General features: G+C 51.2%; 20 protein-coding genes, 1 tRNA gene and 1 other annotated feature. Of the genes, 18 read left to right on the forward strand and 3 right to left on the reverse strand.

What is annotated here, in order from left to right:
• Positions 1–27 precede the first annotated feature (27 nt).
• Positions 28–277: a binding site (T-box leader), on the forward strand.
• 106 nt (positions 278–383) lie between these two features.
• From INF30_RS00445 to INF30_RS00470, 6 genes are all read left to right on the forward strand, one after another.
• Positions 384–1,409, forward strand: a complete 1,026-nt coding sequence (locus INF30_RS00445) for an ABC transporter substrate-binding protein (protein WP_076780916.1) — start codon at positions 384–386, stop codon at positions 1,407–1,409.
• 30 nt (positions 1,410–1,439) lie between these two features.
• Positions 1,440–2,339, forward strand: coding sequence for an ABC transporter permease (locus INF30_RS00450; RefSeq protein WP_226393891.1), 900 nt, complete (start codon positions 1,440–1,442; stop codon positions 2,337–2,339).
• On the forward strand, positions 2,314–3,087 hold the full coding sequence (locus INF30_RS00455) for an ABC transporter ATP-binding protein (RefSeq protein WP_226393892.1): 774 nt from the start codon (positions 2,314–2,316) through the stop codon (positions 3,085–3,087). Before INF30_RS00450 ends, INF30_RS00455 begins: the two co-directional genes overlap by 26 nt.
• Positions 3,088–3,307: 220 nt before the next feature.
• Entirely contained in the window at positions 3,308–5,440 is a 2,133-nt protein-coding gene (gene nrdD, locus INF30_RS00460) for an anaerobic ribonucleoside-triphosphate reductase (protein ID WP_076777921.1), read from the forward strand.
• Positions 5,441–5,444: 4 nt separating this feature from the next.
• Positions 5,445–5,933, forward strand: a complete 489-nt coding sequence (nrdG, locus tag INF30_RS00465) for an anaerobic ribonucleoside-triphosphate reductase activating protein (protein ID WP_226393893.1) — start codon at positions 5,445–5,447, stop codon at positions 5,931–5,933.
• Positions 5,926–6,438, forward strand: coding sequence for a dCTP deaminase/dUTPase family protein (locus INF30_RS00470; protein WP_226393894.1), 513 nt, complete (start codon positions 5,926–5,928; stop codon positions 6,436–6,438). The genes nrdG and INF30_RS00470 overlap by 8 nt, the downstream gene beginning before the upstream one ends.
• A gap of 5 nt (positions 6,439–6,443) precedes the next feature.
• Here INF30_RS00470 and INF30_RS00475 read toward each other — a convergent pair whose 3' ends face one another.
• The gene (locus INF30_RS00475; RefSeq protein ID WP_226393895.1) at positions 6,444–7,805 is read right to left on the reverse strand and encodes a spore germination protein; all 1,362 of its coding nucleotides are present in this window, start codon (positions 7,803–7,805) and stop codon (positions 6,444–6,446) included.
• A 157-nt stretch (positions 7,806–7,962) separates the two neighbouring features.
• Here INF30_RS00475 and INF30_RS00480 point away from each other — a divergent pair, with 157 nt between their 5' ends.
• Positions 7,963–8,826 (forward strand): DegV family protein, encoded by an 864-nt coding sequence (locus INF30_RS00480; protein ID WP_076777917.1) that lies wholly within the window; start codon positions 7,963–7,965, stop codon positions 8,824–8,826.
• Between the two features lie 100 nt (positions 8,827–8,926).
• Positions 8,927–9,595 carry a B3/B4 domain-containing protein gene (locus tag INF30_RS00485; RefSeq protein ID WP_226393896.1) on the forward strand — a complete coding sequence of 223 codons (669 nt, stop codon included), beginning with the start codon at positions 8,927–8,929 and terminating at the stop codon, positions 9,593–9,595.
• A 72-nt stretch (positions 9,596–9,667) separates the two neighbouring features.
• Here INF30_RS00485 and INF30_RS00490 read toward each other — a convergent pair whose 3' ends face one another.
• Positions 9,668–10,150 carry a YbaK/EbsC family protein gene (locus INF30_RS00490; protein WP_226393897.1) on the reverse strand — a complete coding sequence of 161 codons (483 nt, stop codon included), beginning with the start codon at positions 10,148–10,150 and terminating at the stop codon, positions 9,668–9,670.
• 29 nt (positions 10,151–10,179) lie between these two features.
• Positions 10,180–11,535 carry a sodium-dependent transporter gene (locus INF30_RS00495; protein WP_076777911.1) on the reverse strand — a complete coding sequence of 452 codons (1,356 nt, stop codon included), beginning with the start codon at positions 11,533–11,535 and terminating at the stop codon, positions 10,180–10,182.
• 340 nt (positions 11,536–11,875) lie between these two features.
• On the opposite strand from INF30_RS00495, the gene infC reads away from it, so the two are divergent.
• The 10 genes from infC (at position 11,876) to INF30_RS00545 (ending at position 20,487) form a co-directional block, all read left to right on the forward strand.
• Complete coding sequence (gene infC, locus INF30_RS00500) at positions 11,876–12,370, forward strand: translation initiation factor IF-3 (protein ID WP_033125376.1); 495 nt, start codon at positions 11,876–11,878, stop codon at positions 12,368–12,370.
• 32 nt (positions 12,371–12,402) lie between these two features.
• Positions 12,403–12,600, forward strand: coding sequence for a 50S ribosomal protein L35 (gene rpmI, locus INF30_RS00505; RefSeq protein ID WP_004840820.1), 198 nt, complete (start codon positions 12,403–12,405; stop codon positions 12,598–12,600).
• A gap of 31 nt (positions 12,601–12,631) precedes the next feature.
• Positions 12,632–12,988 carry a 50S ribosomal protein L20 gene (rplT, locus tag INF30_RS00510; protein ID WP_076777910.1) on the forward strand — a complete coding sequence of 119 codons (357 nt, stop codon included), beginning with the start codon at positions 12,632–12,634 and terminating at the stop codon, positions 12,986–12,988.
• A 182-nt stretch (positions 12,989–13,170) separates the two neighbouring features.
• Positions 13,171–13,254: transfer RNA gene (locus INF30_RS00515), tRNA-Leu, on the forward strand.
• A 114-nt stretch (positions 13,255–13,368) separates the two neighbouring features.
• A complete protein-coding gene (locus INF30_RS00520) occupies positions 13,369–13,743 on the forward strand; it encodes a zinc ribbon domain-containing protein (RefSeq protein WP_076777721.1) in 375 nt (124 codons plus the stop codon).
• A gap of 88 nt (positions 13,744–13,831) precedes the next feature.
• The gene (locus INF30_RS00525) at positions 13,832–15,064 is read left to right on the forward strand and encodes a Zn-dependent hydrolase (protein WP_226393898.1); all 1,233 of its coding nucleotides are present in this window, start codon (positions 13,832–13,834) and stop codon (positions 15,062–15,064) included.
• A 98-nt stretch (positions 15,065–15,162) separates the two neighbouring features.
• Positions 15,163–16,488 (forward strand): NCS2 family permease, encoded by a 1,326-nt coding sequence (locus INF30_RS00530; protein ID WP_076777719.1) that lies wholly within the window; start codon positions 15,163–15,165, stop codon positions 16,486–16,488.
• 44 nt (positions 16,489–16,532) lie between these two features.
• A complete protein-coding gene (gene ade, locus INF30_RS00535; protein ID WP_226393899.1) occupies positions 16,533–18,305 on the forward strand; it encodes an adenine deaminase in 1,773 nt (590 codons plus the stop codon).
• Positions 18,306–18,359: 54 nt separating this feature from the next.
• The gene (locus INF30_RS00540) at positions 18,360–19,745 is read left to right on the forward strand and encodes an APC family permease (protein ID WP_076777717.1); all 1,386 of its coding nucleotides are present in this window, start codon (positions 18,360–18,362) and stop codon (positions 19,743–19,745) included.
• Positions 19,738–20,487: a gamma-glutamyl-gamma-aminobutyrate hydrolase family protein gene (locus INF30_RS00545; RefSeq protein ID WP_226393900.1), complete on the forward strand. Its 750-nt coding sequence runs from the start codon at positions 19,738–19,740 to the stop codon at positions 20,485–20,487. The genes INF30_RS00540 and INF30_RS00545 overlap by 8 nt, the downstream gene beginning before the upstream one ends.
• The last annotated feature ends 1 nt before the right edge of the window (position 20,488 follow it).

Consider the following 20,488-nt stretch of genomic DNA (forward strand, 5'->3'; position numbering starts at 1 on the left):
AAAGTATTGTATATCAAATAAATATTCTATAAACCGATGAGAAAGAGAAGTAGATTATCACAGCAATGTCAAAGAGAGTGGCAGATGGTGAGATTGCCATACAGGGCGGATAGTTGAATGGACTTTCGAGGGCAGCTTGAAAACTTTGAATAGTGAGTATGGCTTGTCGGGAACCGAACCCGTTATCAATCAGGAGTGTATGTTAGTACATGAGAAAGTGGACATTTGTCAATTTGAGTGGTACCGCGATAATAAAGATTTTATTACCGTCTCAAACCTTTAGGTTTGGGACGGTTTTTTGTGTTATTTCCGGCGCTCCACAGATTTTCTCTCCTGTACGGCAGCAAAAAAACAGATCAATAGTAAAGGAGAACAAAACAATGATGAAAAGAAAAATGATGGCAGTAGTATTAACGATGGCGATGACAACAGCGATGGCAGCAGGATGCTCCGGCTCCTCTGATACTTCCGGTTCCGGTGAGGACAGCTACACAATAGGTATCTCACAGTTTGCGGAGCATGGATCCCTGGATAACTGCAGGGAGGGCTTCCTTAAGGGCCTGGAAAACGAGGGCATCGTTGAGGGAGAAAATCTGACAGTAGAATACCAGAATGCAGCGGCTGACATGGGAACGGCAAGTCAGATCTCGGACGCCTTTGTATCTGACAAGGTGGATCTGATCTGTGCTATTGCAACCCCCACTGCCCAGAGCGCTTACAACGCAGCCATGGATACAGATATCCCGGTTGTTTACACAGCGGTGACAGATCCGGTAGCAGCAGAGCTGGCGGACGAGGATGGCAATCCGGTGGGGAATGTGACAGGAACCTCCGATGAACTTCCTATTAAGGAGCAGCTTGAAATGATCCGTCAGATGCTTCCTGAGGCTGAGACAGTGGGAATCATGTACACCACAAGTGAGGCAAATTCTATCTCTGCTCTGGAGACCTACAAGGAACTGGCGGGAGATTACGGTTTTGAGATCGTGGAGAGCGGCATCAGCTCCACGGCAGATATCTCCCTGGCAGCGGACGATCTTATCAGCAAGGTGGATTGTATCACCAATCTGACAGACAATACAGTGGTTGCCTCCCTGCCGACGATCCTTGAGAAGGCAAATGAGAAAGGCATCCCGGTATTCGGAAGCGAGATCGAGCAGGTGCGGATCGGCTGTCTGGCAGCGGAAGGTCTGGATTATGTGGCTCTTGGAGAGCAGACAGGCGAGATGGCGGCAAAGATCCTCAAAGGAGAAGCGCAGGCATCCGATATGGCTTATGAGACCATTACAGAACCAGGCTTCTACGTAAATACAAAAGTGGCGGAAAATCTTGGCGTCACCGTGCCGGAAGAACTGGCACAAAACGCGGTGGAAAGCTTTGACGAGATCACAGAGTCATCCGCTGAATAGAGAATCAAAGCAGAAGGCGAGGCAGTTTTCATGGATTTTATCATAACAATACTGGAGCAGGGACTGATCTACGGGATCCTGGCCCTGGGTGTATACATCACATATAAAATACTGGATTTCCCGGATCTGACAGTGGACGGCAGCTTCCCGCTCGGGGGAGCTGTGACAGCCCTCCTTATCACAAACGGTGTCAATCCCTATCTGAGCCTGCTGGCCTCCTTTGGAGCGGGGGCCCTGGCAGGGATCTGTACAGGGCTGATCCACGTAAAAGGGAAAGTAAGGGATCTGCTGTCCGGGATCATCATGATGACCGCACTGTGGACCATCAATCTGTATATAGCGGGCACATCCAACGTGCCGTTGTTCTCCCAGGACAGCATCTTTAAAAATGACTGGCTGGATGGGATCGTGCCGGAGGATCTCTCGGGTTATACCACATTGATCATTATTCTGATTCTGACAGTGATCGCCAAGGTGCTGCTGGATCTCTATCTGAAGACAAAATCCGGTTATCTGCTGCGGGCGGTGGGAGACAATCCGGTGCTTGTCACTTCCCTGGCAAAAGATCAGGGCAATGTGAAGATCGTGGGTCTTGCCATTGCCAACGGACTGGTGGCTCTGGCGGGAAGCGCTTTCTGCCAGGAGGAGCGGGTGTTTGAGATATCCATGGGAACGGGCGCCATCGTCATCGGACTTGCCAGCGTGATCATAGGAACCAGCCTTTTCAGAAAGATCACCATTATGCAGGCTACCACGGCGGTGCTCATCGGATCCGTGATCTACAAAGCCTGTGTGGCCGTGGCCATCCGCAACTTCCAGCCACAGGCCATGAAGCTGATCACGGCGGTATTGTTCCTTGTTATTCTGATTATCAGCATGGAGAGAAGAAAGAAGGTGAAGACAGATGCTGGAACTGAAAGGAATTTATAAATATTATAACCCCGGCACTGTCAATGAGATGTGCCTGTTTCAGAATTTTGATCTGAAAGTGGAGGACGGGGAGTTCGTGTCTGTAGTGGGCAGCAACGGCTCTGGAAAGACGTCCATGCTGAACATCATCTGCGGCAGTATCCCGGTGGAGGCCGGGAAAATATATATCAACGGCACGGACATTACAAAGGAGAAAGAGTTCCGGCGTAACCGCCGGATCGGACGTGTATACCAGAACCCTGCCATGGGCACCTGTCCCTCTATGACCATACTGGAGAACATGTCCCTGGCGGACAACAAGGGAAAGGTCTATGGCTTTGGCAGAGGGACCAGCAAAGCCAGGATCTCCTATTACCGGGAGAGCCTCTCTCAGCTTGGGCTGGGACTGGAAGACAAACTGGACATCAAAGTAGGCTCCCTCTCCGGCGGGCAGCGGCAGGCCATGGCTCTTCTCATGTCAACCATGACGCCCATTGAATTTTTGATCCTGGATGAACATACAGCGGCCCTGGATCCAAAGACGGCGGAGCTGATCATGGAGCTGACAGATAAGATTGTGAAGGAAAAGAAGCTGACTACCATCATGGTTACCCATAATCTCAGGTACGCAACGGAGTACGGCGACAGACTCCTCATGATGCACCAGGGAGGTATCGTCCTGGACATGAAGGGGGAGGAGAAGCAGAAGGTTTCCGTGGATGAAATCCTGAAGCTGTTCAACGAGATCAGTATTGAGTGTGGAAATTGAAAAACAGTCTCATATAAGTATACAAAAATAAGAGCCTTCAGAGGCTCTTTTTTTGTGAAATATTTTCACGGTATTTCATTGACGGGGACAGATGCGGGATGGTAATATAGATAAGACATTTTTGCACAGCATATTGTGAAAATATAAAATACAAACACTAAATATAGCGCATGTGGGGATGCGCGAAAGATGGTGTGTCCATAAAGGAGAAACAGGTTTTATGAGAAAAGACAACGTGAAAGTAGTAAAAAAGGACGGTACAAAGGAATCCTTTAACGTCCAGAAAGTAGTGGTGGCAGTCAACAAATCTGCCTACCGCGCTCTCATTAAATTTACAGATGAGGAGCTGAAGTTCATCTGCCGGTTCGTGGAGGAGAAAGTGGATGATCTGGACATTACGGAAGTGCCCATATCCCAGATGCACAATGTGGTGGAGGGAGCCCTTGAGAAGGTGAATCCCGTGGTGGCAAAGAGTTACCGGGATTACAGGAACTACAAGCAGGATTTTGTCCAGATGCTGGATGACGTGTACAAGAAGAGTCAGTCCATCATGTATATCGGGGACAAGGAGAACAGCAACACGGACAGCGCCCTTGTATCCACAAAGAGGAGCCTTATTTTCAACGAGCTGAACAAGGAGCTGTACAAGAAATTTTTCCTGACCGTGGAGGAGATACAGGCCATCCGGGATGGCTACATCTACATCCACGATATGTCGGCCAGGAGAGATACCATGAACTGCTGTCTCTTTGACGTGAAGTCCGTGCTCACAGGGGGATTTGAGATGGGGAACCTGTGGTACAATGAACCAAAGACGCTGGACACAGCCTTTGACGTCATCGGTGACATTGTCCTGAGCGCGGCCAGCCAGCAGTACGGCGGTTTTACAGTGCCCAGTGTGGATGATATACTGGAGCCATTTGCCAGAAAATCCCACGAGAGACTTATCAAGAAATACAGAGATCTGGGTCTGGACGAGGAGACCGTGCAGAAGGTGGCCTGGGCAGATCTGGAAAAGGAGATGGAGCAGGGCTTCCAGGGATGGGAGTACAAGTTCAACTCTGTCTCCTCCAGCCGGGGAGACTATCCTTTTATCACTGTGACAGCGGGAACGGTTCCCAGTAAATACGGAAAACTTGTGACCATGAAGATGCTGGAAGTGCGGAAAAACGGACAGGGAAAAGAAGGACACAAAAAGCCTGTGCTCTTCCCCAAGATCGTGTTCCTCTACGACGAAAAACTCCACGGTCCCGGCGGGGAGATGGAGGATGTGTTCGAGGCGGGGATCGACTGCTCTGCAAAGACCATGTACCCGGACTGGCTTAGTCTTACCGGAGAAGGCTATGTGGCCAGCATGTACAAAAAGTATGGAAAAATTATCAGCCCCATGGGATGCCGGGCATTTCTGTCACCCTGGTATGAGCGCGGCGGCATGGAGCCGGCGGACGAGAAGGACGAACCGGTCTTTGTGGGAAGGTTCAACATCGGTGCCATCAGCCTTCATCTGCCGATGATTTACGCAAAGGCGAAGCAGGAGAGCCGGGATTTCCATGAGGTGCTGGACTACTATCTGAACCTGATTCGCCAGCTTCACCTGCGGACCTACGACTACCTTGGAGAGATGAAAGCCTCCACCAACCCTCTGGCCTACTGCGAGGGCGGTTTCTACGGCGGCCACCTGGGACTGTACGACAAGATCAAGCCGCTTCTTAAGTCGGCCACAGCCTCTTTTGGCATCACGGCACTGAATGAGCTGCAGCAGCTCCACAACAAGAAATCTCTTGTGGAGGACGGGCAGTTTGCCCTGGAGACACTCCAGTATATCAATGACAGGGTGAATGAGTTCAAGAAAGAGGACGGACGTCTCTACGCCATTTACGGGACACCGGCGGAGAACCTTTGCGGCGTGCAGGTGCAGCAGTTCCGGAAAAAATATGGTATCATAGAGAATGTATCGGACCGGGAGTACGTGAGCAACAGCTTCCACTGTCATGTCACCGAGGACATCACGCCTATCCAGAAGCAGGACCTGGAAGGAAGGTTCTGGGATTTAAGCAACGGCGGAAAGATCCAGTATGTGAAATACCCGGTCAATTATAATAAAGAAGCCATCCGTTCCCTGGTGCGCCGGGCCATGGCAAAAGGCTATTACGAGGGAGTCAATCTGTCTCTTGCCTACTGCGATGACTGCGGACACGAGGAGCTGTCCATGGATGTGTGCCCGGTGTGCGGAAGTACAAATCTGACAAAGATCGACCGCATGAACGGCTATCTGTCCTACTCCAGAGTCAAAGGGGATACAAGGCTCAATGAGGCCAAGATGGCGGAGATCGCAGAAAGGAAGAGCATGTAGGACAATGAGATACCACAATATTACGAAAGACGATATGCTCAACGGGGACGGCCTCCGGGTAGTGCTCTGGGTGGCCGGATGCTCCCACGCCTGCCCCGGATGCCACAACCCTGTTACCTGGGACCCGGCAGGAGGGCTTCCCTTTGAGGAGGAGGCCCGGCAGGAGATATTCCGGGAGCTTGACAAGGACTATGTCAGCGGCATCACCTTTTCCGGGGGAGATCCGCTCCACCCGGCCAATCTGGAGGGAGTGACAGCCCTTGCGGCGCAGATCCGGGAGGAATATCCGGACAAGACCATCTGGCTCTACACAGGAAGCACCTGGCAGGAAGTGAAAGACCTGGAAGTGATGCAGTATGTGGATGTGCTGGTAGACGGAGAATTTGAGGAAGAGAGAAAAGACACATCCCTGCCCTGGAGGGGCAGCGCCAACCAGCAGGTGATCGATGTGCCGGAAACAGTCAGGACAGGGAGGATGATTTTACATGGCTAAGAGGATTGCAAAATTTCACAAAGTAAGCTTTGAACAGTTCCAGGAAGGGTGGACAGATACATTCGGACCGGAAGATAAGAGCCGTATCCAGGAGATCTACGACGGCATCCAGCTGCCTGCCAGAGCCACAAAGGGCTCTGCAGGGTACGATTTTTTCGCACCTGCAGCCTTTACCCTTAAGCCGGGGGAGACGGTGAAGATCCCTACCGGCATCCGGGCGGAAATGGAGGAGGAGTGGGTGCTGAAATGCTACCCGAGAAGCGGACTTGGTTTCAAGTACCGGCTGCAGCTCAACAATACGGTGGGTATCATAGACAGCGATTACTTCTACTCAGACAATGAGGGCCACATCTTTGCCAAGATCACCAACGACACCAACGAGGGTAAAACAGTGGAGATTCCGGCGGGGACAGGCTTCATGCAGGGGATCTTCGTGGAGTACGGCATCACGGTGGACGACCAGGCGGAGGGTATCCGCAATGGTGGATTTGGCAGCACGAATTAGTCTCGTCAGTTCAGCTTGATGTTCAGATAGCTCCGGCCGGAGAGGGTTTTGTTGAAGCAGATGCTGCAGATGATGATGACGCAGCCTGCGGCAAACCCGATCCAGTTGAAGAGAGCTGTCAGTATAAGGAGAAGAAGACGCATGAACTTCAGTGCATAACCCAGCTCAAAATTGGGCTGGGTATAATTGGCTACAGCCACAAATGCCATATACAGCATGACCTCCGAGTTGAACCAGCCGGACTGAACGGAAAATTCTCCCATGACAATACCGGCGATGACACTTAAGGGGGTGCTAAGCATACTGGGCGTATTCAGCGCCGCCAGGCGCAGGCCGTCGATGGCCATTTCCAGCAGGAGAAACTGGAACACAAGGGAGATGTTGACCGTGTCCCGCAGAGCCACAAACCGGAACATATCCGGCAGCCACTCCAGGTTCTGCATAAAAAGCAGGAATACCGGCGTGAGAAACACGGTCAGAAACGTGATGACGCCCCTGGAAAACTTCAGATAGATCTGAGTCAGAGTCGGGAAATAGTAGTCGTTCGCCTCCTCGATGATATCCAGGATGGAAGTGGGAAGGATCATGGCAGAGGGGGAATTGTCCACCAGGATCACCACTTTTCCTTCCAGAAGACAGGCCGCCGCCGTGTCCGGACGCTCTGTAAACTTGAATTTGGGGAAGGGGTTGAACCACTTCCTTTTAAAAAGCTGCTCTGCCAGGCTCTGCTGATTCATGCGCAGGTCTCCTGTGTGGATGGCCTGCAGCCTTTTTTTTACATTTTTAAGAAGCTCTTCGTCGGCCCGGTCAGACATATAACAGAGGGCCACATCTGTCCGCGAGCTGTCTCCGATCTCCACCATCTGCATGACAAGGTGCGGGTCACGGATCCTTCTGCGGATCAGGGCTGTGTTGAAGACGATGGTCTCCACGAACCCGTCCCTGGAACCTCGGAGGGATTTATCCTTTTCCGGCTCCCCCACGCTTCTGGCGGGGTAGGTGCGGCAGTCGATGACGATGCAGGTTTCATAGCCATCTATGAAAAGGCAGGTTGTGCCGGAGAGAAGGTTCCGCAGGACCTGGTCGAAATCGCTGATGGTGTCCACCTCCACATAAGGCAGGCACTGCCGGGCAAATCCAGTGGCGCTTGCCGGCATGTCTTCCTTTCTGACCTTCAGAAAAGAGTCCATGACCTTCAGCATGATCTCATCTTTCATAAAACCGTCTATAAAGAAAAAGGATGCTTCCCGTTCTCCTATCATAATATCCCGCTCTATAAGATCAAAACTTTCTTTCACAGGCAGGACCTGGTTCATGTATGCCACATTTTCTTTGACTGATGCGGTCACAATTCTTGTATCCGGCATAAATTTATTCCTCCATATCCACACTTATACAGTACTTTTCGATAAAAATAATCTGCCCGGAATGATGCGAAATATGCATGGGAAGTCAAAAGGCTTTGCCTTACTATATAAAAAATGTTATGATTAATATATTAGGATGAATAGGAGGTATAAGACCATGAGGGATTATGTGATTACTGTGAACAGTACGGTGGACCTGCCGAAGGAATGGCTGGAAGAGAGGAACGTTCCGGTTGTTCCTCTGAGATATACAATAGACGGACAGACCTATGAAGATATGAGCGGTCTGACTGCCAAAGAATTTTTCGACAAACTGAGAGAGGGGAAAATGTCCGTCACTTCCCAGGTGAACCCCGAGGAAGCCAGGGCGGCTCTGGAGCCTTTCCTGAAGGAGGGGAAGGACATCCTGCATCTGGCTTTCTCATCCGGCCTTTCCGGGACATGCAACAGCATGAAGATCGCAGGGGAGGAGCTGAAGGAGGAGTATCCGGAGGCAAAGATCATTGTCATTGATACTCTGTGTGCCTGCCTGGGTGAGGCGCTTCTTCTCTACAAGGCCCTTCAGCAGAAGGAGGCGGGAAAGACCATTGAGGAGACAGCGGCCTGGGTGGAGGAGAACAAGCTTCACATCTGCCATGATGTGACGGTGGACGATCTGAATCATCTGCACAGAGGCGGACGTGTCTCCAAAGCTACTGCTGTGGTGGGTACCATGGTGAAGATCAAGCCTATCATCCACATGGATGACAACGGCAAGCTGCAGGTTGTCGGAAAGGAGAGAGGACGTAAGAAATCTCTGAATAAGATCGTGGACATGGCTGTGGAGCAGTCAGAAGGCTGGGACAATGACATCATCATGATCACCCACGGGGACTGCATCGAGGACGCCGAGTATGTGGCCGGCCTTGTGCGGGAGAAGATGGGGATTGACAATATCCTGATCAACAATATCGGCACAGTCATCGGAAGCCACACAGGCCCCGGTGTTGTGGCCGTGTTCTGTATGGGAAACAAGCGCTAGGCATATGGCAGGCCTTGCGGACAGAGGCCGGGGACCAAAAAAGCGGGCCCCGGTCTCTTTTGGTACAACAGACCCGAACAGAGAAAGGAGACAAAGCGATATGAGAAAGCAACTGGCGATCGATGAGGAGATGAAGGCCAAATGGCCGGACACGAGAGTGGGCTGCCTTCAATATAAAGTGAAAGTGGAAAAAAAGAATGAGGAAATGTGGGCCTATCTGAAAAAAGAGATCTTTAAGAGGACAAAGGACGCCATCTTTGACTTCGGTGTGACGGAGATCCCCAATATCAAGGAATCCAGGGCAGCCTACAAAGCCTTTGGAAAGGATCCGAGCCGGTACCGGGTTTCCTCCGAGGCGCTGATCCGCAGGATCGGCCAGGGCAAGGGACTGTACGAAGTCAACACGGTCGTGGACGTGAATAATCTGATCTCCATCGAGTCCGGATTTTCCGTGGGATCCTACGACACAGCCAATATAGGGGAGGACCTTGTTTTCCGTATTGGCCGGGAGGGGGAGACCTACAAGGGCATCGGAAAGGACGAGATCAATATTGAGCATCTGCCGGTGCTGGCGGACGAAAAAGGCGCCATCGGGAGCTCCACAAGCGATTCCGAGCGTGCCATGATCACGGATGAGGCGAGGGAGGTGCTGACCCTGATCTATTGCTTCTCCCCGGGAGATGAGCTGGAGAAGGCGCTGGAGTACGGAAAGAAATATCTGGAGAAATATGCGGGCGCGACAGACATGGAGAGCTGGATCGCTGAATAGAGAAGAAAAAAGAAGAGAGGGCGGAACTGCTTCGACATGAAGCGGCTCCGCCCTCTTTCTGTAAAAATCGTTTTACTGCTCCTCGTCCGGGACTTTGCACACATCCACCCACTGGTCGAAGCGGGAGTAGGTCTCCAGCTCCGGGATGGTCAGTTCAATGGCGCTGTTGGCGCTGCCGCAGGCAGGAAAGACGGTGGGAAACCGCCTGAGCGACTGGTCCAGATAGACCTTCACGCCCTCTTTGATCCCGAAGGGGCACACGCCGCCCACGGGATGTCCGACCAGTTCTGTCAGCTCGTCCACCTTCAGCATGGTAGCCTTTTTGTGGAAGGTGGCTTTGAACTTCTTGTTGTCGATCTTGGCGTCCCCGGCTGCCACAACCAGGATGGGACCGTCATCCAGCATAAAGGACAGTGTCTTGGCGATCCGCCTCTCCTCGGTCCCCACCGCTTTGGCAGCCTCAGCCACAGTGGCGCTGGAGACGGGAAATTCCAGGATCTTTTCCTCCATGCCGGGCCACTGGCGGAAGTAGGATCTGACTTTTTCGATAGACATGTTTATCTACGACCTTTCTTAATTTACATTTACAGTTTGAACCAGCCCATGGAGTTGGCCACGGAACTTCCAAGGATCAGCAGGAGAAATACCGGTGTGATCCATTTGATCATAACAGTGAAAAGCTTTTCTCCCACAAACTTTCCATTGGTCACTTTCACTTCGTCTGAGATCGCCTTTGGTCCGATGAAGAATCCTACGAAGATACAGGTGAAGAAAGCGACGATTGGCATCAGTACGCTGTTGCTTACAAAGTCCATGATATCCAGGATGGTCATGTTTGCCCAGGTGATGAAGCCTAACGGGCCGAATCCAAGGGAGGACGGAATGCCAAGTACCAGTGACAGGACTGTCACGAAGATACATGCATTCTTCCTGCTCCAGTGGAATTTATCCCGGAAGATGGATACAATGGTTTCCATCAGCGAGATGGAAGAGGTCAGGGCCGCGAAGATAACCAGCAGGAAGAAGGCAGCTCCGATGGCGCCGCCCATGGGCATGCTGCTGAACACCTTCGGGAGGATGACGAACATAAGGCTCGGGCCGCTCTGAAGGATCTTCGGATCACCGCCGGAGAATACAAACACGGCGGGGATGATCATAAGACCTGCCAGGAAAGCGATGACTGTGTCAAATATCTCGATCTGGCGCACAGAGCTCTCCAGGTTCGTGTCTTTTCGCATGTAGGAACCATATGTGACCATGATGCCCATGGCCAGGGACATGGAGTAGAAGAGCTGTCCCATGGCGGAAAGCACGGTCTTCACGGAGAAGTCTTCCATATGGGGCTGCACGTAATAGGCCAGTCCGTCCATGGCGCCGTCCAGAGTCAGGCAGTAGATGGAGATGACAATGGCCAGCAGAACAAGGATAGGCATGGCGAATTTACTCACCTTCTCAATTCCTTTTTCCACGCCTAAAAGAACAATGATGGCTGTTGCACCGAGGAAGAGAAGGAACCAGCCCAGAGGCTCGAAGGTACTTCCCACGAAACCGGTAAAATAATCGTCAGCGGCTGCCGCAGAGCCACCGCCTGTCAGGAAGACGGTAAAATATTTGATGACCCATCCTCCGATGACGGAATAATATGGAAGAATGATAATGGGTACGGCGGACGCCAGGATCCCCAGGAACCCGAAGCGGGAGTCCAGAGCCTTGAACGCACCGATGGCCGACAGGCCTGTCTTTCTTCCGATGGCAATCTCTGCAACCATAAGGGAAAATCCGAATGTCACTGCAATGATCAGATAGATAAGAAGGAACGTGCCTCCTCCGTACTGTGCTGCAAGATAGGGGAAACGCCAGATGTTTCCAAGACCTACCGCAGAACCGGCAGCGGCCAGCACAAAGCCCAGTTTGCCGGAAAAACTGCTTCGCTTATTCATTTGTAAAACCTCCTCAATATTTATAGATATCCTTTTTACTCTCACATATTCTGGACATGTGTAAGCCTTATTATAATGAATACCGGGATATTTAGCAAGGGAAAACGGGGGAGAAAAAAAGAAAAGTGTTGACATGGCCATGAAAGTGTGATAGATTAGTTGATGCGTAAGGTGTAAAACAAAGCAGAGTATCCACTCTCACCATAGCACAAGCGGGTGACTACTGGTTGATATTGAGACATTATACACTATGTCAGGTGTATTGTGCAATAGATTAAGTGGATAGTCTGGACTATTCGCTTATTTTTTTTGATGGAGGTGCACGACAATTAGCGATTTAATGATTAACGAACAGATCAGAGACAGGGAAGTACGTGTGATCAGCGAAGCGGGAGAGCAGCTTGGAATTATGTCTGCCCGGGAAGCTATGAAGCTGGCAGAGGAGGCTCAGCTGGATCTGGTCAAAATTGCTCCCAAAGCTCAGCCGCCGGTATGCAAGATCATTGACTACGGCAAGTATAAATATGAGCTGGCAAGAAAAGAAAAGGAAGCCAGAAAAAAACAGAAAACGGTTGAAGTGAAGGAAGTGCGTCTTTCACCAAATATTGACACCAATGACCTGAACACCAAGGTGAACAATGCGAAGAAATTCCTCACCAAGGGAAATAAAGTGAAGGTTACGCTCCGTTTCCGCGGAAGAGAGATGGCTCACGTACAGCAGAGCAAGCACATCCTGGATGATGTGGCTCAGATGCTTGCGGACGTGGCGGTTGTGGAAAAGCCGGCCAAACTCGAAGGAAGAAATATGAGCATGGTTTTAACTGAAAAACGTTAAAAATACTATTTATCTTTAAGGAGGAAAACATCATGCCAAAAATTAAAACAAATAGAGCTGCTGCAAAGCGCTTCAAAAAGACAGGTACAGGAAAGCTGAAAAGAAACAAAGCTTATAAGAGCCATATCTTAACCAAGAAGTCTACAAAGAGAAAAAGAAATCTCAGACAGGCTACAATCACAGATGCAACCAATGTAAAGAATATGAAGAAAGTATTACCATATCTGTAAGATTGGGAAAGATTGAAGGAGGAATTAGGACATGGCAAGAATTAAAGGCGGCTTAAACGCTAAGAAGAAACATAACAGAACATTAAAACTGGCGAAAGGATACAGAGGAGCCCGCTCCAAACAGTACAGAGTTGCAAAACAGTCTGTCATGAGAGCACTTACATCTGCATATGCAGGCAGAAAACAGCGCAAGCGCCAGATGCGTCAGCTGTGGATCGCACGTATCAACGCTGCTGCAAGAATGAACGGACTTTCCTACAGCAAGTTCATGCACGGACTTAAGGTTGCTAACATCGACATCAACAGAAAGATGTTGGCTGAGATGGCTGTCAATGACAAGGAAGGATTTGCTTCTCTGGCAGAGACTGCTAAGAAGAGCATTGCGTAACAGCACTCCGTGAGTGTATATGTGAAATCCGAAGATTTCCGCCCCGCAGAAAGGGCGGGAATTTTCAAAGGATTTCTGAAAATATATATATTACAAAAAATATAAAAAATATAAAAATAACTGTTGACATTCAGGCTGGCCTGTAGTATTATACTTTTCGGACAGCGAAATAAAGCAGTCATGCGGAAGTGTCGGAACTGGCAGACGAGCAAGACTAAGGATCTTGTGACATTCGTGTCGTGTGGGTTCAAGTCCCATCTTCCGCATTCAGTGAGAAGCCTTGAGTTTTCAAGGCTTTTTTCTTTTTTTTGCGGCGAATGCCGGAAGGAGGATGCCCCATAAAAGCGGGCGCCTATAATATAAGGAAGGAAAGTGAAAATATGTTTTTTATCATAGGCCTCACCAGCGGGAGAAAGGATCTGAAATTTAATCAGGTGGTTATCTGCAGCAGATGCGGAAAGTACGGGAGATATATGGTGTATATGACATACACGGCACTGTCTCTGTTTTTTATTCCCTGCTTTAAGTGGAATAAACAGTACTTTGTACAGACAAGCTGTTGCGGCACGGTGTACAGGCTGGATCCGGAAGTGGGCAGGCGGATCGCCAGGGGAGAAGAGCTGGAGATCCGGCAGGAGGACCTGGAGCCGGTTTCCAGAGGATGGCAGGGCGGACAGATGAAACGGTGTCCGAACTGCGGCTATACGACAGATGAAGATTTTACATTCTGCCCGAACTGCGGTGGAAGATTTTAAGGTTTACCGGGAAGGCTAATCATGATATAATAGTGTCTAATTTTGAAAATGTTTGTTGAAATCCAACAATATAACGGATAGAGGGCTTATGAAGATCAATACAAAGAGATTGTGGGATCACATTATGGAGTTGGGAAGGATCGGAAGCGGGGCGGACGGCAGCGTCACCCGCTTCCCGTTCACCCCTGAGGACAAAAGCGCAGAGAAGCTGATCTGCTGCTATATGGAAGAGGCGGGGCTGGACGTGGAGAGAGACGGAGCGGGCAACCTGATCGGAAAGTGGACGCCTGCCGGAAGTGGGACAGCGGGACAGCCACCAGTGATGACCGGCTCCCACTATGATACGGTCCTGCAGGGCGGGAAATTTGACGGATGCCTGGGGGTTCTGGGAGCCATTGAGGCAGTGCAGACTCTGCGTGAGGAAGGCTATGAACCGAAAGTGCCTGTGTGGGTGATCGGCTTTAAGGACGAGGAGGGCAACCGGTTTGGATACGGAATGATCGGGAGCAAAGCCATCTGTGGGAGAGTCCTGCCGGCGGGGCTGGCGTCTGTGGACGCGGACGGCATTTCCCTTGGCGACGCCATGAGAGCATACGGGCTTTCTCCCGACAGTCTGGACACCTGCAGGGTGGACAGGATAAAGGCTATGCTGGAGCTTCACATTGAACAGGGACAGGTCCTGGAAAAGAATGGCAGCCAGATCGGGATCGTGGAGGGTATTGCGGGACTGGAACGGTACACAGTGACCATCACAGGGAGCAGCGCCCACGCCGGAGCCACTCCCATGAGTGAGCGGTCTGACCCGGTTCCTGCCATGAGCAGATGGATACTGAAGGTGACAGAGCTTGCAAAGGAGAGGAAAGACTGTGTGGCTACGGTGGGACGCATAAAAGTGCTGCCCGGAACCTGCAATATCATCTGCGGGGAGACGGAGTTTTCACTAGATATCCGCAGCGTCCGAGATGAAGATATACGGGATATCATGGAAGAGATGAGCCGATATGAAAAGCTGCTGGAAGAGCAGGAGCGGGTCAGCATAAAAAGAGCACTGGATCAGTCCCTTCCCGGTGTGCCTTGTGACAGCGGGCTGAAGGAGAGAATGGAGCAGATCTGCGACCAGTATGGATACGCCCACAGACGCTTGATGAGCGGTGCAGGGCATGACAGCATGAATTTCGGTGGGCTGTGTCCTGTCAGTATGATCTTTGTGCCGTCCCAGGGAGGATATTCTCACCGGAAAGAAGAGTTCACTTCTATGGAAGACTGTGAGGCCGGAACCCAGGTGCTCATGGAGATGATCCGGGAGATCACATCCCGGTAAAAAAGGAATGATTTTAACTTCTGGACAGGGCCTGTATGGACGGCCCTGCCGGGGGATAAAATAAAACTACAGAAAAGAAGAGTAAGAGGAGGTAACAAATGAAAGAAAAAATCAACAGTTTCTTTCAATTTAGTGAGAGAGGAACAAATTTCAAAGTGGAAACCATAGCTGGTATCACTACATTCATGACTATGGCGTACATTCTGGTCGTACAGCCCAGCCTTATGGTGGGGGATGCCGACTATGTCATTGACACCAACGGGGTGATGATCACCAAGGAGGCGATCCTTGTCACCTGTGCCCTTGTCAGCGCTGTCATCACACTGCTTATGGCCCTGTATGCCAACATGCCCTTTGCCCTTTCCACCGGAATGGGAAACAACGCCATGTTCGGTGCAATGCTCATCGCAGGGGCGATCTCTTTTGGGGGCATCATGTCTCTGATCCTGATATCAGGCTTAATATTTCTGCTGCTTACAGTGTTTGGCGTTCGTGATCTCATTGTGAAAACGATTCCAAAGAACCTGAAGATCGCTATCAGTACAGCCATCGGTTTCTATATCGCTTACCTTGGATTTAACAACAGCGGTATCGGTACATTTACGGACGGCATCAGCCAGGGGGATTTCAAGCAGCCCTCTGTGTATCTGGCAATTTTCGGACTTATTCTGATTGCGGTGCTGACAGCCCGCAAAGTGACAGGAGCCATCCTGATCGGTATTGTGGCAGTCACTCTTCTAGGCATTCCTCTCGGTGTGACGACTGTGCCGGACACACTGGCAAAAGTGCCGGATTTTGACGGACTGGGCAACTTGATGTTTGCCTTCGACTTTAAAGAGGTGCTTTCTTTCTCAGCCGTCCCGCTGATCTTTGTCTCCTTCTGCGGTGACTTCTTCTCCACTCTGGGAACTGTTCTGGGTGTGGGAGCCAAGGCCGGTATGCTGGATGAGAATGGAAACCTGCCAAATATCCAGAAACCGTTCCTTGTAGATGCTATCGGTACCTGCGTGGGTGCATGTACAGGTAACACAGTTGTGACCACCTTTGTAGAATCCAGCGCCGGCGTAGAGGCGGGCGGACGCACCGGATTTGCCAGCGTGATCACAGCTCTCATTTTCGGGTTGATGGTATTCCTTTCACCTCTTGTGCTGATGATTCCCAACGCGGCTACAGGACCGGCTCTGATCTTTGTGGGATTCCTGATGATCCAGGGCATTCAGAACATCGATTTTTCTGACTTTACTGAGGCCTTTGGTCCTTTTGTCATGATCATGTTCACGATCTTCACAGGATCTATCGCAGGCGGTATTTCTGCAGGCATCATCGCTCACGGGCTCATCAAGCTGCTTACAGGCAGAGCAAAAGAGGTACATCCTTTCCTTTATGTTCTGTGCATTCCGCTGATCCTGTATTTCCTTTCATAAAATAGTTCCGGCAGATCTGAGGGTCTGCAGAAAGGCGGTATACAATGAAAATCCAACCGAATGATAAAAAACAGCTGCTCAAGGCAGCGCTGGGCGAGATCAGAAGTGATCTCGCCATCACAAATGTACAGCTTGTCAATGTGATCACCGGTGAGATCTACCCGGCGGACGTGTTCGTCTATGACGGGATGATCGCCCATGTGGAATACAAAAATCCCGGTACTGAACTGGACAAGGCAAATGAGGTCATCGACGGAGAAGGGAAATATCTGATCCCCGGCTTCATCGATGCCCATGAACACATTGAGAGTTCCATGATGACTCCCAGGAATTTTGCCAAGGGAGTGATCCCCCACGGCACGACGACTGTTGTCACAGACCCCCACGAGATTGCCAATGTGTGCGGCATGGAGGGTGTGCGCTACATGCATGAGGCAGGAGAGGATCTGCCTATGAGGCAGCTCATCGATGTACCCAGCTGTGTACCGGCGGTTCCGGGGCTGGAAAATGCGGGCGCGGAGTTCTTTGCAAAAGAGATAGAAGAACTCGCTTCCATGGACCGTGTGATCGGCCTTGCTGAGGTGATGGACTTCCTGGCAGTGATCCACGGGGAAGACCGGATGATGGATATTATTGATGTGATGGACAAAAAAGGACTTTATCTGCAAGGCCATGCGCCCTCTGTGTCCGGCAGGATGCTGTCTGCCTATCTGTGCGGCGGCCCCAATACCTGTCATGAGTCCAGGGAGAGAAATGAGGCGCTGGAGAAGCTTCGAAGCGGCATGTATGTGGATGCCAGGGAATCCTCCATCACGAAAAATGTGGAGGAGATCTATGAAGGCGTAAAAGGCGTGAAGTTCTATGACCATTTCTGCCTATGCACAGATGACAGGGAGGCGGATGATATCCTTCACGTGGGACATATGAATGATGTGGTTCGCACAGTCATCCGCAGCGGCATGGATCCGGTGACAGCGATCAAGAGCGCCACTTTAAACACGGCAAGAGAGATCCATATTGAGAATCTGGGCGCCATTGCCCCGGGATATGTGGCGGATATGCTCCTTGTGGGCGACCTGGAAGAGCTGAAACCGGACCTGGTATTCTTCGGCGGCAGGCTGGTGGCAGAAAAAGGCCATATGACTGTGCCCATAGAAGCAAGAGAGTATCCGCTGGAAAAGGTCAATACCATGTATGTGAAGGATCTGAAGGCGGAAGATTTCCGGATCAAGGCGCCGGTGGAGACCGGTACAGTCACAGTCAACGTGATGGAGTACCCGGATCTTCTCCTCTCCTCCACTGTGCTGACAACTGCGGAAGTCCCGGTAAAAGACGGGTATGTATGCCTGGAGGGAGAGGACCTGAAGTTCGTGGCAGTTGTGAACAGGCATAAAGGCCATGATACCATTGGTCTTGGCATTGTAAAGGGATTTGGAACGACCTGCGGTGCCCTGGCATCCACCGTGTCCCACGACAGCCACAATCTGACCGTTGTCTATGATACGGCAGAGAATGCGCTTATGGCTGCAGAGGCGCTGATCCAGTGCGGCGGCGGTATGAGTGCAGTCAGGGATGGTCGGCTGCTCCATGTTCTGGAGCTGCCTCTTGCAGGGCTGATCTCCCTGAAAGACGCAGCAGAGCTGGCAAAAGACAGCCAGCTGATGAAGGAGGCCAACAGGGAGCTGGGCCTTACCGGTCTGGAAAATCCGCTCCTTCGTATTGTGACGCTGGCCCTTCCCGTTATCCCGAAAGTGAAGATGTCTGACCTTGGGATGGTGGATGTGCTGAAAAAAGAACTGATCCCCCTGTTTGTGTGATCAGTCTGTACCTTATAACATAGAGAATGATAGTTATTGGAGGAATCGACGACTATGAAACAGCAAAAATCCGGAAGCGGAGAATTTAAGAAAGAGATCGGCCTGTTTGGCGGCATGAGCGTCATCTGTGGTATCATGATAGGTTCCGGTATCTTTTATCTGGGGTCCTATGTGCTCCAGAGGTCGGGCTATAGCCTTGGACTGGCCCTGATCTGCTGGCTCCTCGGAGGACTTGTGTCCCTGCTTGGAGGCCTCTGTTTTGCAGAGCTGGGAGCTTCTGACCCGAAAGCGGGAGGCCAGCTGGTGTATCTGAGCAAGGCTTACCATCCCGTGCTGGGATTTATGTATGGATTTACCCAGTGGATACTGGCCAGCTCAGGCTCTATTGCAGCCATTGCCGTGGCTATTCCCACAGCCCTGGTAGATTTTATCCCGGGGCTTACCCAGCTTCACATCAAACTGATCGCTATTGCCCTGATCGTGCTCCTTACGCTCTTTAATCTGCGGGGAGTCAAGGGGGCGTCCAATCTGCAGACATTTTTTATGGTAGCAAAACTGCTCCCGATCTTCATTATTATGATCGGAGCGCTTGTGCTGGGAAACCAGACACCGGATTTAAGTCCGGTTCCCGCCTCTGCGCCAGACGGATCACCGCTGACGGCAGGCTCTGTCTTTGGCATGATCGCCTTTGCCACCGTGGCGTCACTGTGGGCCTATGAGGGTTGGACCAACCTGAATGCTGTGGCAGAGGAGATCAAGAATGTAAAGAGAAATCTGCCCCTTGCCATTATCCTGGGCATCGGCGGCGTGGCTATTTTCTATGCACTTTTCAACTATTCCCTGATGCGGGTGATCCCGCTGGATGAGGCAAAGAGCCTGATCGAGAGCGGAAGCCTGTACCTGGGAACGACTGTGGCCGAGCGGCTCTTCGGCGTGGCCGGAAAGGTTATCGTGCTGATCGGCATGCTGCTGGCTATGTTCAACTGCCTGAACGGCATGGTGCTGGCCTTCTCAAGGATCTACTATGCCATGTCTGCTGAGAAGATCTTCTTCAAAAAGCTGGGCACACTGAATAAAAACGGAGTTCCGGCTGCAAGCCTGATCTCCCAGATGATTATTTCCATCATCCTTGTGTGTCTGCGGAACCTGGATCAGCTCACATCTCTTGTGGTATTCTGCGGTATGCTGTTCAACTGTCTTGCAGTGACAGCGGTATTTGTCTACAGGAGGAAGTATCCGGACCTGGAGAGACCCTACAAAGTATGGCTCTACCCGGTATCTGTCATCGTCACAGTCATCCTCTTTGTGGGGCTGATGATCAACAATCTGATGGAAGATCCGGTGACAGCACTGACAGGTCTGATCGTTCCGGTGATCGGCATCTTCTTCTATCTCTACTTTAAAAAGAAATACGGCGGGGAGGAGAAGGAACATGCGTAGGCCGGTGATCGGAATATCGGGGAATTTGATCCCTATTGAAAATGACGGAGTTTTTACAGGAAATCTGCGGCAGTATATCCACACGGATTACACGTCCAGCGTGGAGCGGGCGGGGGGTACCCCGCTGCTTCTGCCGGTCAGCGATGACCCGGAAGTGATCCGCGCACACGCGCAGCTCTGCGACGGCATCATCCTGTCGGGAGGGGCGGACGTGGACCCTATTCTCTACGGAGAGGAGGGCATTCAGGGCCAGGGTTACTCCATGCGGGAGATCGATGTCTACGATATGGAGCTCTTTCGGGCGGCTCTGGAGCAGAAGAAACCGGTCCTTGGCATCTGCAAGGGATTACAGATCATCAACATCTGCTTCGGAGGGACTCTCTACCAGGATATTCCCTCCCAGAGAGAGCACTGTATCAAGCACACCCAGAATACGGAGCGCTACCAGGGTACCCACAAGATCCGGATCAAGGAGGACAGTGTTCTCCATGGTCTCCTGCCGGACGGCACATTTGTCAATTCCTGGCACCACCAGGCTGTCAAGGACGTGGCCCCAAAGCTGACCGTGACGGCTGTGGCTTCCGACGGTGTTGTGGAGGCTGCCGAGTATATGGAGGAGGGCCAGTTCATCATGGGCGTGCAGTGGCACCCGGAGATGATGGCCTCCTGTGGAAATGCGGAGCAGCTGGGCATTTTTAAGGAACTGGTACGCAGATGTTCCCAGGGAGAAAGCGAGCAGTAAA

The sequence above is a fragment of the Claveliimonas monacensis genome (assembly GCF_014982975.1).
In the GTDB taxonomy this organism is placed as follows: Bacteria; Bacillota; Clostridia; order Lachnospirales; family Lachnospiraceae; genus Claveliimonas; species Claveliimonas monacensis.